This is a genomic window from Roseburia sp. 1XD42-69, assembly GCF_003612565.1.
Lineage (GTDB): Bacteria > Bacillota > Clostridia > Lachnospirales > Lachnospiraceae > Roseburia_B.
In genome coordinates this window covers 176,966-190,206 of record NZ_RAZG01000001.1, presented here as the reverse complement: position 1 = coordinate 190,206, position 13,241 = coordinate 176,966, and the positions used below count along the sequence as shown (strand labels likewise).

At 29.6% G+C, this 13,241-nt stretch carries 14 protein-coding genes; 7 read left to right on the top strand and 7 right to left on the bottom strand.

The genetic code is table 11. The annotated features are described in order from the left end of the window. The coding region (locus tag D7Y06_RS01355; protein ID WP_147415560.1) for a hypothetical protein at positions 1 to 2,402 on the bottom strand (2,402 nt) is incomplete at its 3' end. Between the two features lie 131 nt (positions 2,403 to 2,533). On the opposite strand from D7Y06_RS01355, the gene D7Y06_RS01350 reads away from it, so the two are divergent. Next, complete coding sequence (locus D7Y06_RS01350; protein WP_120406036.1) at positions 2,534 to 3,088, top strand: hypothetical protein; 555 nt, start codon at positions 2,534 to 2,536, stop codon at positions 3,086 to 3,088. A 49-nt stretch (positions 3,089 to 3,137) separates the two neighbouring features. Here D7Y06_RS01350 and D7Y06_RS01345 read toward each other — a convergent pair whose 3' ends face one another. Further along, positions 3,138 to 4,022 (bottom strand): hypothetical protein, encoded by an 885-nt coding sequence (locus tag D7Y06_RS01345; protein ID WP_120406035.1) that lies wholly within the window; start codon positions 4,020 to 4,022, stop codon positions 3,138 to 3,140. A 3-nt stretch (positions 4,023 to 4,025) separates the two neighbouring features. Further along, positions 4,026 to 5,561 (bottom strand): AAA family ATPase, encoded by a 1,536-nt coding sequence (locus D7Y06_RS01340; RefSeq protein ID WP_120406034.1) that lies wholly within the window; start codon positions 5,559 to 5,561, stop codon positions 4,026 to 4,028. A 202-nt stretch (positions 5,562 to 5,763) separates the two neighbouring features. On the opposite strand from D7Y06_RS01340, the gene D7Y06_RS01335 reads away from it, so the two are divergent. After that, entirely contained in the window at positions 5,764 to 6,513 is a 750-nt protein-coding gene (locus tag D7Y06_RS01335) for an XRE family transcriptional regulator (protein WP_120406033.1), read from the top strand. A gap of 186 nt (positions 6,514 to 6,699) precedes the next feature. Here D7Y06_RS01335 and D7Y06_RS26420 read toward each other — a convergent pair whose 3' ends face one another. Beyond that, on the bottom strand, positions 6,700 to 6,876 hold the full coding sequence (locus tag D7Y06_RS26420) for a hypothetical protein (RefSeq protein ID WP_199714593.1): 177 nt from the start codon (positions 6,874 to 6,876) through the stop codon (positions 6,700 to 6,702). A gap of 52 nt (positions 6,877 to 6,928) precedes the next feature. Between D7Y06_RS26420 and D7Y06_RS01330 the strand changes: the two genes are divergently transcribed. Continuing rightward, the gene (locus D7Y06_RS01330) at positions 6,929 to 7,372 is read left to right on the top strand and encodes a DUF2513 domain-containing protein (RefSeq protein WP_120406032.1); all 444 of its coding nucleotides are present in this window, start codon (positions 6,929 to 6,931) and stop codon (positions 7,370 to 7,372) included. Positions 7,373 to 7,671: 299 nt separating this feature from the next. Here D7Y06_RS01330 and D7Y06_RS01325 read toward each other — a convergent pair whose 3' ends face one another. Beyond that, on the bottom strand, positions 7,672 to 7,887 hold the full coding sequence (locus D7Y06_RS01325) for a hypothetical protein (RefSeq protein ID WP_120406031.1): 216 nt from the start codon (positions 7,885 to 7,887) through the stop codon (positions 7,672 to 7,674). 6 nt (positions 7,888 to 7,893) lie between these two features. Further along, positions 7,894 to 8,481, bottom strand: coding sequence for a DUF3990 domain-containing protein (locus D7Y06_RS01320; protein WP_120406030.1), 588 nt, complete (start codon positions 8,479 to 8,481; stop codon positions 7,894 to 7,896). 245 nt (positions 8,482 to 8,726) lie between these two features. Between D7Y06_RS01320 and D7Y06_RS01315 the strand changes: the two genes are divergently transcribed. After that, positions 8,727 to 9,275, top strand: coding sequence for a hypothetical protein (locus D7Y06_RS01315; protein ID WP_120406029.1), 549 nt, complete (start codon positions 8,727 to 8,729; stop codon positions 9,273 to 9,275). A gap of 195 nt (positions 9,276 to 9,470) precedes the next feature. On the opposite strand, the gene D7Y06_RS01310 is transcribed toward D7Y06_RS01315, so the two are convergent. Continuing rightward, positions 9,471 to 10,088: a hypothetical protein gene (locus tag D7Y06_RS01310; protein WP_120406028.1), complete on the bottom strand. Its 618-nt coding sequence runs from the start codon at positions 10,086 to 10,088 to the stop codon at positions 9,471 to 9,473. A gap of 376 nt (positions 10,089 to 10,464) precedes the next feature. Here D7Y06_RS01310 and D7Y06_RS01305 point away from each other — a divergent pair, with 376 nt between their 5' ends. From D7Y06_RS01305 to D7Y06_RS01295, 3 genes are all read left to right on the top strand, one after another. Continuing rightward, a complete protein-coding gene (locus tag D7Y06_RS01305; RefSeq protein WP_147415559.1) occupies positions 10,465 to 10,725 on the top strand; it encodes a hypothetical protein in 261 nt (86 codons plus the stop codon). Between the two features lie 184 nt (positions 10,726 to 10,909). Continuing rightward, entirely contained in the window at positions 10,910 to 12,559 is a 1,650-nt protein-coding gene (locus D7Y06_RS01300; RefSeq protein ID WP_120406026.1) for a hypothetical protein, read from the top strand. Positions 12,560 to 12,572: 13 nt separating this feature from the next. Beyond that, a complete protein-coding gene (locus D7Y06_RS01295) occupies positions 12,573 to 12,938 on the top strand; it encodes a hypothetical protein (RefSeq protein WP_120406025.1) in 366 nt (121 codons plus the stop codon). Positions 12,939 to 13,241 lie beyond the last annotated feature (303 nt).

The window sequence follows — 13,241 nt, the reverse complement described above, 5'->3', positions numbered from 1 at the left end:
AGGACATCCTTCTTTTCATACAATTTGTCCAGAAATTCCAGACCATTTGTCGCATCCTCACCAAAGACATTTCCTAATTTTTTCACCGCATCATACATTTCATCAATGCCCATGGTATAGGATTTATCCCCTAAGAGATATTCCATTGTGGAGCGGAAATGTTTTCCGTAATCGCCGTTTTTAAACATCTCCATTGCGGATTTGTATGCTTCCTGGTAATTTTCAAACTCTGCATTGTAATCATCCTGCTCCATGGCCTTGTCATATGCAGATTTGGATGCCGCTGCACTTTGCAGACTTTCATCCATGCCGTGTAATACCTGGTCAAGTGCAAGGGCATCCTCTGTGATTGCGGAAAAACCGTCTGCGCCATTGCATACCTGGTTAAAACATGCGGCGGCGAACTGTGCGGATATGCCGGATTTTGTTAAGAGGGATGCAAGTTCTTCATTTTCCCTGGCAAGTGAGTAGAGGTCATCTTCTGCAATTCCTGCTTCTTTGGATAGTTTTTGCAATTCTTTCCTTGTGTCGGAGAAAGCTTCAGAGTCCCAGAGTGATTGGAAACGGTCGGAGAATGATAAAATATCAGTTTCATTAGTTTTGCGTATTTCATCCTGTAACTGTTCAAATGTCATATTACCGGCATTTTCAATGGTATAGGCAATTTCCAAATCTTCTGAAGATAGTTTATTTACATTTTCTTGTCCAAATGTATTTACTAATTGCTGATAGCTTTCTGACTGAATTAATCCCATTGTTTCTAACAGAAAGATTAATTGTTTAACTGTAAGACCATATGTTTCAGCTACATTTGTTAATTCTCCATAAGCATTAATTTGTTCCTGCGTTGCAATATTTGGATTAAAGTTTTCAATATCTTCCACGGAGAAAGATGTGATACCATCAGATATACCATCAATAGAATCTAGTGCAGAAGATATTTTATCTTGTAGCCCATCAGTGTTTGGTTCAAAATTTAGATTAAATTGCCATTCGCCAAACATTTGTTGTAACTCTGGATACATTGATTTAAAATAATCAGCAACATCATAGTCATAATTATTTGTAGCTTGGTCGATAGCAGATTGTAATGTTTTGGCATATTCGTTAGCAGAAGTTTTAAGAGTTTCTTCATTTCCTGAATTAACTGCTTTGTTATATGCTTCTTTTGCTTTATTGATTAAATCAAACTGTTCATCATATTGATTATTAGGATTATCAGTTAATATTTTTTCATATAGTACATGCTGATCATATAAATTTTTATATTTTACAAGGGCATCATCTACATCATTTGATATTTTTGTAAAATCATTCTCAAATCCAGTAGATAATTCAAAGTCTTGTGATAATTCCTGTATTCCATATAATTTATCCTGGATTTCTTCAAGAGTACCATAAACTTGAAAATGTTTTCCATCACCATACATATCGTCTACAATATTTAGACCATATGATTTTGCAATTAAATTATCTAATACGTCATTACCAGTTGTTTGCAACTCATAAAAACTGTGTCGCATTTTATCAACCATTTTATCCATATTAGATTGTATACGTGTATCATCTGTATTACCAAATGTCCACCAATCGGCAAATTTGTCACCGCCAGTTTTTTCATTGAATTCATTCTTGGCTTTAAAGTAAGATCTTTTACTTAATTCATCAAGTGCATCTGTCTGTCCATTGATTGCAGTTGTGATGTTTTCAATAGCGCCTTTTTCAGCTCCGAATTTTTCTATCAGCTCATTCTGAATTGTCATTAAGTCAACTCTGGCTTGTGATACTTCATCAAAAGAAGATGAATTGTCATTTATAACTGTTTTTAGTCCTTCAATTTTTTGTTTGTACCCTTCAATGTCAGAAGAATTATTGGATAATTCAGAACCTAAATTACTTGCAGATTGCCTAAGATTTTCTTCAGAGTGAACTAATTCATCAATTGTTTCAGCAACTTTAGATATTACTACACTGATAGCTAATCCTGCAAACATATTCCCAACCGTTGCAAGGGCCTGGAGTGCTACTTTACCTGCTTTTGCTGAAAGTGTCATACCTTCAACAGATGCCTTAAATCCCTCAGTGGTCATTTCACCATTTTTACAGGTTTTAGCATAGTCAATGATTCTTTGGTCAACATTCTCCATTTGTTCAGCTAATGCTTCAGTACTGAGAGAAGAACTGTTGAATTTTTCTTTGAACTCATCAAACTGCTTTAATATTTCTGGTGTTAAGATATTTGACTTTTTGCCACTGAATAAAGACGCAAGAGCACCGTTTTCACCAAATAATTTACCATTATTTTTAGCAAGTTCCTTTTTAAATTCTTTCCACTTTTCCTTAACATCTGTTATTGTATTTCCGAATATAGCAAATTCTTTGTTTTTTGTTGTGAATATCATACTATTAGAATTAGCGTTGTGGAATACGCTGTTAGAGTATTTGTGGAGAATACTCGGAATTTTATACTATGTGGAGTAGCATAAAATCTTTTTGTATGCTATAATACAGACAAATAACGAGGTGATTCTTCATGGGAAAAGTAATGTTTTGTAAGAAATGTGGATGGGTTGGTGGCGTTTTGTTTGGAAAAAAGTGTAGTTTTTGTGGCACAAAAATGGAAACACTACCAGAAGATATGAAACAAAAATATAACATTTTTAATGAAAATTGGTCAAAATTATATTCTGAGCTTCATATGCTTAATACGGCTGATGGAGCAAAAAGAAGAATAGAAGAACTACTTTCTCGTGAAAACAACTTTATTATGAATGAGGTTTCCTCAAACTCATTATTTTCGATAGAAGAATATAACAAGCAAGTTGAAAATAACAAGCAAGGATATTATGAAACTGTTGAGTATCACAATAAACAAATAGGAGAGCAGCAATCAAAAAATCTTGCCCGAATACAAAAAGAAAACGACAAACAAAGCTGTATACCTAAATGTCCTATCTGCGGATCAACTAACATCAAAAAGATTGCTATGACAACAAGAGCGGTGAAAACCGCAACATTTGGCATAGTTGGAGCAGTAGACGATGCAGGTAAAACATATAAATGTGGGAATTGTGGAAGTAAGTTTTAAATAGATTATCACATCCTTTCAAAATATAAAGGGCATCACAAGATGCCTTTTATTTATGTAATATAATTTTATGTTTTTTTGGGTCTTTTGATCCTTTTTTAATATCTCCAATATAATTACTTTCTCCTTGATGTTCTGGTTTATTATTGAATACTTCTATAGCCCCATGCTCAACATCAGTTGATAGATAGATAATTGGCTTAGTTTTAGACTTAAATATTTCTCTAATTGCACCATTATTGATTTTAGTTAAATATTCATCAAATAAATACCCATTTCTTAAAGAAACCTCTTTCCCTAGTGATAAGAATGCAGCAATTGATGCTTTCCCAGATTTAATTAATTCTTCTCTAGTAGTTTGATATTCTTTTGTCAACCATTTATTTGGTAATGGTTCATCTAATGTCGGAGCAATAATTATATCTTTTTTAAGCCCAACACCTTCACTAATAAGTATCGCAAGATATGAGTTTTCTTCTTTATAAATATGTCTTATGTAATGAACAAATGATGCAATTTCATCATTTATTTTAAAGTTATCAGGAGATAGAAATAATACACATTCAATAGTATTTTTAATAATATATTGTATCAACTTATTAAAATAGATATTCACATCATCATTATAAGAAGAAATATAACTACTTGGTATTAACCCATCCGCACATTTATAATCAGACAAAATTATTCTTTCGGTTGTGTCCAACAAATCAAATAACTTTCTAACAATTTCTTTCTTTTTAGAAGTTGGTTCCCGGTATTTATCAAACGGCTCTTTATTTAATTTTTGTAGAAGAGGTATCAGCAAATCACTTGATATATGTTTTTCAACCAAAAGTTTATTTACAAAATTTATAAGCTCATCTAAATATTTAAAATTATCCTCATCATAAGGTAAAGACCAAATAAGAGATGGGTCAATTACTAATTTCATTATTTATATCTCCATCATATTGTTTAAGCCAGTATCTACAATATCTGTTATTTCGGAATCATATTGAGTAAAAAAGAATTTGCTCTTATCTTTTTCAGTTCCCTTATATTTATCTATCTTCTTTAAACGTACATTAGAACTATGTGTTTCCTCGTTCTTTTCAACAATATAAATTTTGATAATATCGTTTAATTCATCATAATTTTGCATAACACGATGAATAATCCTATTAATAAAATGGTCACTATGAGTTTCAACTATTACATTTTTTTCATTTTTAGCAAGAGCAATAAGAAAGTCTGCCATTTGCAGTTGCATTTCTGGATGAAGATGTATTTCAGGTTGTTCAAGTAATAAAGATTGGTCTTTATTCATATACAATCCCTGAACAATTATAGGAAGAGCTTGACCCACTCCAAAGCCAACATCTACAATATTATGTTCATTAATATTAAGTGAAATCAATCCATTTGTTTTATTAGCTAAATCTAAAGTACCTAATTCTAAATAATTCATCCATCTTCTTACTAAACCACTGAATGTATCTTTTTTGAATCCCCATTTCACATATTTTTTTTCGCCATTTTGTAACACAATTGGAGGTATACAATCTGTTTTTATACTATTATATTCTTTTGCTAATAACATAGGCATTTTTTCGCCAGAAATGCCAACTGAATCAACATTACCATTTAAACTATACCTTCTTACTGGCTGTTCTCTTAATGGAGCAATAAAGTTAATACCATCTGTTTGAAAAGCAGCAATTTTGAATATTGATAATAAATTTGGAAGAGTATAAATAACGTCTCTTGGCATACTATCTGCATACAAATTTTTGATTTGTAAACCAGAAAAGTAACATGTACAAGGATAATTACAAAGAATCGTTGGTATGGTTCCTTTAGTGGAAGGAATTCCATTAACATTTAGAACCCAGCCAGCTTTTTCGGAATGTTCGTTCTTTGTTATATAAATGTAATGTGTTAAATCATCAATAGATTTTTGGTTAGAATCTAATAATTCTAATTCTATATTATATGATCTGATAATATTACTCTCTATATAAAATTCAAAAGACGCTTCTGATTCATTAGGACGTTCCACAATAATTTCAATAAGTAATTTGAAATATTTAACTTTTTTAATGTCTTTAATTTGATAAAATACTCTTTTTAATTCCTTAAAAGAAACAATATCCTGTCTTTTAACCAAGTTCTTGCCTTGTTCATTGGAGGTATCTCTTATTAAATAGGTATTTGTAATTTTAAAAGTTGTGTTCTTGTTAATGTCATCTTTTTTATTATGATAAATAATATCATCAAAAGAACCATTATCAACATAATCACCCGATAATAATAAAGAATGAGAAGAAGATTCACTCTCATAACTCTGTTTCAACATCAACAAACTCTTCAAAATAGAGCTTTTCCCACTACTATTTACCCCACACAAAACTGTGAGAGGAGCAATATCTATATCTGTCTTTTCTTTAAAACACTTATAATTCTCCAAACTAATCGACTTAAGCATCCCCATATCCTCCGTTACCTCCTTAATTTTACCATTATTTACCAAGTAATACAATCAGAACATATACTTATTTATGCGTTTTTTGCAATATCTATGTTTGATAGATAAAACAATTATATTCTATAAAATGTAACCTGTCAATATAATTCTACTTTTTATAGATTTTAACCAAGATATATGGTATTCTATTCAAAGAGGTGGATAGTTTATGAAAGATATTGGATCAAGGCTACGGGAAATGAGAATTAAAAATGGACTTACACAAGACGAATTAGCTGAAAAATTACAATATGGAGCTAAGGCGATTTCCCGTTATGAAAGTGATGAGAATTTAGGTAAAGTATATGATTTCCTAAAAATATGCGAATGTCTTGGTGAAGTAAATTATATTATCACTGGTAAAGAGTATATCAACGGCAAAGAGATAACACCAGAAGAAAAGAAAATACTCTCAGCCTATCATAATCTGACCGACTCGGATAGAAGAGTAGTAGACTTTATATTTAATATAAAACAAGAGAAACCAATACAATATTCTGACAATACAAATAAACTAATCAACTTGGGCGAAATTATTTTTATAGATACTTATCCGCAGCCAGTATCCGCAGGTAAGGGAAATATTTATATAGACGATAGCCCTGTTCCGCAATTATATCCAGCAACACCTATTTCTTCAAAAGCTGACTATTGCGCCAGAATAAGTGGAGATAGTATGTATCCTGATTATTTAGATGGTGATTTTGTATATGTCAATAAAACAAAAGAACTAAATAATGATGATATAGGAATTTTCTTTTATGACGGAGCAGCATATTGTAAAAAGTATTATGAGGATAAAAATATTAAAAAACTAATATCTTTGAATCCAGATCAAGAAAGATATAGTCCTATCGTTATTGAAAACGATAGATTTGAAGTACAGGGTAGGGTCATTGGTAGGTTTCATGCTGATTAGGTAGTCTTCAAAAAGAAAACATGACTAGAAGACGGGACATATTGCTTACGTTCTATTAATCCTGATTATAAAGATATAGGTGGATTTAACGAAATCAAAAGATGTCATTGTGTTGCGAAGATGGTATTAAAGAGTTGATTTATATGAACATATAAGCAGTGGTCTATTACAAAGGTAACTCGGATTTTAAATAGTAACATCCCCAAGAATTTTTTCTTTAAACAATTTAATAATTCGATAACATTCACTATTATTTACATCATTTGAATAAAGTGTACGAACAAGCATATCTGCAATATAATTTTCTTTTTCTAACTGTTCTGAAACTTGTTCTAGCATTTGAATCGTGTTATTATAAAACATATATAGAACCTACTTTCTAAAAATAATTGATAATGAAATTGGAGGTTATTAAATGAGACTTAATCCTGATTGTGTAAGGGATACACTTTTGTATTTGGAAGAACAACTTGCAATTAATTGTAAGGATAATACATTTGAATTTATAACATTGTCTCAGGTAACAGAGTGTATGTTAATTAAATATAAAAATAAGTACACAGAGGAAGACATATGGTATACAATTTATAATCTGAGACAAGTTCATTTTATTGAAGGTAAATTTAATGATACTGGAAACCATAAAATGATTCTATGCAATATTGAGAATATTACGTGGAATGGACATCAATTCCTTGAAACTATTCGTCCAAATACAATTTGGGAAGCTGTTAAAAATAAAGCGAAACAAATCGGTGGCATATCCATATCTGGATTAAGTATAATTTCATCCAGTGTTATACAAGGTTTAGCAAGCAATCCAGACTTTATACAAAGTATTGTTGATAAAATGAAGTAATATACATTTTTTAATAGAGCAGGACGGTGTTTTTTATTCTCCTAACAGAAGAGAATATACTAATGATGACCGTTTTACTAAGTATCCAGATGAATATAGAATTATCGGACAAGTCATAAAAGTTATAAAGCTGGAAGAACACGAATAATTTTGAGATAGAAGAGCAGTAGTATTTTATACAATCAATTTAATCACATCCTTCCTATTATATTTCTATGTACAATTTTGCATACAAATAAGGAATTGGATTGCATATAATCCAATTCCTTACGTCCCTTAAATCAAAATTATAATAGTCTTTACATCTTTAATAGATTTTCTGAAATATAATCCCCATATATGATGTCTGCATTTGTTTCAATATCATCGTGGAAAGTTTCGTCTGGAAATTTTACAAGTGAATCATATAAGAAAGAGTATTTAACCAATCTATATGATTCAATTTCAGATAAATTATACTTTTTTATAATAGTTTCAACAACAGATAGCATATATTGTTTAGCATCTTTTCTCATATAATTCTATCTCCTTCCTGATTTTCTTTTCTTTATTATAGCACAAGAAATGTTTTTTATGCAAGATAAAGATTTTTCAGTATGAAAAGAATATTGACTGCCGTAAAATACTCCATATTTTGGTAGGATATCTGAATAATTTAAATCTTTTAATTCTAGTTTTCTGTTTTTTATAGCATTGGCAATTTCAGCAATCTTACCATCAGCTATTTCACCATAAACCATATCATATTTATTATCTTTGTTATGGTTAAATATATTATGTTTATTCAAATAAGATAATTCTAAACGATTATTTATAACAAAATTGAACCAATCTTTTTCTCTTGGGTAGAAAAATTTTGCATTCATTTCTTTCCACAGATCATCTTCAATAGATACTTCAACCAGATATGGGTCTTCTCTACAGTTATATCTTCTGTTATAATCGTTTGTCTTTTTTAAAGCTCGTTCAATTGCTTTTTCTTTATAATCAGTTACATAAAATCCTTTACCAAAATCCAAATTTGGCAGACTTTTATTAAAATCTATTCCATGTAGCCATATATCAAACGCAGAACTTAAATTTGTTCCGTGATATGTCTTTAGTATCATAATGATATTCCTCAAACAGCATATTTTTATTTTGGTACTAATGACATTATAATACGTATTTCGTCAAAATGCTATTCAAAACATTCGTTCTTGTTTCGTCAACAGAACTGTTAATTGTTTTGAATATCATACTATAATATTTGCAACTTGTGGAGAGTCACGGCGATTTGTGGAGAATCGCTTATATACTTTTTGACAGAACAATGGTATAATTAACCTATCATTTCAAATACGAGGAGAGACTTATGAAATTAGACAAAAGATCAAAAATATTTTTAATCATATTCTTTTCAATAATTCTGATTCCAGTCATTATTATTGGTAGTATAAATTATGCAAAGGAACAGAAATTAAAAAACAGAATCGAAAATAGCAAAGCTACAAGAACTTTGGTACTTAATAATATTTCAACAGCAATTACTTTAGATGAACTTTTTGAAATCGAGCTTTCCAAAGAATACACTACTGAAAATGATATTAGTGTGCATAATGAAAAAATGACAATTATAACTTATACAAACGTTACTTTTTTTGGAGCAGACTGCAAAAAAGAGTATGTATTTTATGATAATAAGTTAGGTATATGTGACTTTGACATAGACACTTCACATTGGATGCCAAAAGATATATATGAAGAACTTGTCAAATTAAATGGCGAACCTGATGAAACTGAATTAAAATCTGATAAATTAGGAACAGATTATTATACTTGGTATGGCAAAAACGGTACACTGATTATGGCTGACGATAATATTTTAAGAAATATTGAAATACGTTTTGAGATAGAAGAGTAATAGTAACAAAATTTTATACAATCATATAAATCACCTTTCTTTCTATAAAAACAAATTAATAGTTATTGTATGTAAAATGTATAGCAAAAGACCCTACCCGTAGGTAGAGTCTTAAATTGGTTTGTTACAATAAATGATATAACAATCTAAATACCCGTAGGTAAAAAGATTTTAATGTGTATTTATATAATAGCATTAGTTGCTGCCTGTGTCAATAGGAAGATTAAGGAAATCAATAAATTCTTTTGAAATACGTTTTATTTCTTCTGAACCGATATTGATTGTACCCCTCCCCTTTATCTTTTCTAATCTCCTATAATACATGAATTTTGCATGATTTAATTGGATATAGGATCTTTTATTTTTAATTCCGTCTTTATTTGGCAGATTCAAATTATCCAAATATAAAATTTTCTTTTTTAATGGTTCGCTAGATAATGGGAGTATTAAGTACAGTCCGGCTATATATTCAGAGAAAACGATTCCATAATGTGTATTTGAAATTTCAGAACAATAGCCAAATCCATATTTAACGCTTACAATATCTCCAATCTTTAAATTGGTTGGATAATTTTTATGTCGCACCAATTCTTTTTTCTGAACTAATTCTTCATATTGCTTGGATTCTTTTGTATCTAGTAATTTCAATAATCCATTAATTTTTTGAAATTTTCGTTCTTTAGATGTATCTAATATCAAAGTATGCATCCAGTCAAGCAATTGTTCCTGTTCATCTTTATCAAGATTTTGAACCATAACATTTTTCAAAGAAGCATATAAGGACTGTATCTTTTTGTCTTGTTCAACACTCATTAGTGTTCTCCAATCGAAGTCAAAATATTTTGACATAAAATGTCAATATTAATATTATACCCCAACATTCGACAAAATACCACAAGAACATACATTCTAAACATGGTGAAAATTATTAATATTAATTTGTTTCTTCTTACGTCCTCTATGATTTTCCTTAGAATAAGCAATATATTATTCTGCTTTTAATAATGAACTTTATTACACTTTTGATGGCGAAAATTATTCTACAAATAATTTATGGGAAGATATTGATATCGCCGATAGTGGAAGTGGAACATACACTGTCAAAGATAATAAAATTATAACCTATATAAACAAAGATGAAAAGTATCAACGTGAGCTTGGATTTATATATGATAATTATATTGTTTCTTTGTGGGAAGGTGTATTATCAATAACATATAAAGATACCACTATAACAAATATACTTGGAGATATGATTCTCACATATAATTTCAAAGAAGACAAAACCTATGAATACACAGTAACCTCCAATAATAAAATAGTTCATACAGAAAATGGAACATACACAATAAATGGTAAAAAAGTTGTTTGCACAAGTGAAGAAGGCATAGTAACAACCTTTATCGGTGCAGATGATAAAGTATTTTGCATTGAATATGTGAAAGAATAATTAGTTCAATGAAATCACATCCTTTCAGTTTATTTTAGAGTATAAGACTACTCTATAAATCACACCAACTTCTGATATGATTTATACGGTAGTCTTTTTTTATTGTTAAACTGACGTTCTCCCTACCAAAATTTGTCATAGTGTGATAAAATATTCTTAATATCTGTTTTAAGGGAGGATAATTATGAACATAGAATCATTAATTGATTTCTGCAAACAAAAATTTCCAGAAAGAACGATTGACCTATGTGAAGCCATTGATTTGATAGTTGATACATTAATCAATATAAAATCAGATTTAGGCAAATCAATGTCAACCCTAATTGATAATGATGATTATGATTCAGTAGATGAGTATAAAAATCATGCTAAAACAGTCGCACAAATAATTCAAAACCTTAATAATATTTCTAACGACATTACAATAGATAATTTAGAAGATGAAGTGCAAACAGCGGAAGCGATTGAATCAAATAATAATTATATTAATTATAATGACAAATCTTTTAATGCAGATACTAATATACCACATACTCTTTATGAGGACTTTACATATACAAAGCCAGTAGGTATAGAAATTGAAAATACATATCTTGAAGCAAATGAATGGAGAGATGTATTTAATAAATGTTGCCAATATCTACTAAATAAAGATCAAGATATATTTGCAAGTTTTCTTACAGATACAACTATGCAAGGGCGTAAGTGTAAATATTTTTCTTATGATTCAAGCGAATTAAGAGAGGGTGTTCGTATAAAAGGTTCAAAAATTTACATAGAGTATAATGTAAGTGCGACTTTTGTAAGAAATATAATTATAAAAATGCTTGAAAAATACGAAATACCAAAACGTAATTGTCACATTTTTATTAGAAGAGATTTAACTTCCTTACACAATGAAAACAGTAAACTACAGGAAACGGCACAAAAACTAGAAGAATCGACTGATGAAATTAAAATTGGTCAATATGCTAAAGAATATTTTACTGCATATTTTCAAACTCATACCACAGAAGATGATATTAATCGCTTCACTGATAAAGATTGGTGTCATAATACATTTGGTATATGTTATCCTATATTAAAACAGGTTGATAAGAAACTTCCTATAAGTGAACAAGTTAATTATAATAATCAGTACAGAAGATATTATTCAAGTCCTATATTAAAGATCAATGAAAATGATTATATCATTTGCAGTCAGTGGTTTGCACAATTTAAGCCCAAATTAATGGATTGGATCAATTCTAATTCGGTTTCAATGACAATAAATAGAGACGAAAATATATTAGAGGTTGGAGATAAACTGAAATTTAATAAAAACTTCAATAGTATTTCTATACCTAAAATTCTATTTGTAGATATCCTTAAAACTATTAAGAACTACGAAAATAGAGTTTTTGAAACAGGGTATTTGTCTGAAATGTTTAATGTCCGCATATTAAGAGAAAGTGGTTATGAAAAATCTCAGCATGTTATTAATAATATCAGAAAATACTTAGAATCTGAGGGTTGTATATCTTTATATGCCGATTCAAAAAGGGGAAAATATGTTATTTCTGATCCCGTTAAGTTACATAGTTTAATTAACAAATATTCTTCAGAAGAAGATGTTGATACAGAAAATAAAAAATCTATTAAACAAAATATTATTATTTACAGTTATTTTGATAAAAAACAAATTGAAATTGATCCAAACAATCCAAATGATGAACATGCTTTTTTGCATACTTATTGTAAAGATAAGAAGGCTGGAGATAGATTCTCAGTACAATCAAAAGAATACGTTGTAGTAAGTTTTAGAAAGAAGCAATCTCAAAAAAGTAAATCTTAAAGGAGAATTACTTATGTCACAGTCAAATCAATCAAACGAATATAGCCGCTTATTTGAAAAATACAATAAAATGTCTAATGAAGAATTATCTGAGATTGCTAAACCTGAAAGTGGATATACAGAATTAGCAGTTAAAGTTGCATCTGACATATTAAAATCAGACAGAACAGAGTATTACAAAAATTTAAAACATGAACAACAAATAGCAGAGCAAAAGCAACAAATAGATAAAGATGAAATTCTTATCAACATGGGCAGAGATATTCATTCGATAAAGAATATGTTGCTGTTTTTTGTTATCCTTACAGTGTTAGGGATAATTTATGCATATTATTTAGGGAATGAAATACAAAGTTATTTGGGATCACTTCCTTTCTAAAATATTTGTGTGCTATTTATATATACAAAATAACAGTAGAAGAGTAATGCAACATAAAAAGCACCTACTTGGAAGTAGATGCTTTAAGTTGCATTGTAAATAGTGATACGATAGGCTAACTTCTCTGATTTCACATCTCAACCGCTAAGTATCGAATAAAGAAATCAAAACGAGATCCACATTCGTGTAATCCGCCTTACGGTTGTTGCCTCAGAACCACTATTTACCAATATAGAAAAAGAGCATCAGTACCAATAGGCACTCATGCTCCTTGTTCTCCGTGAGCCTCACACCTAAATTCTG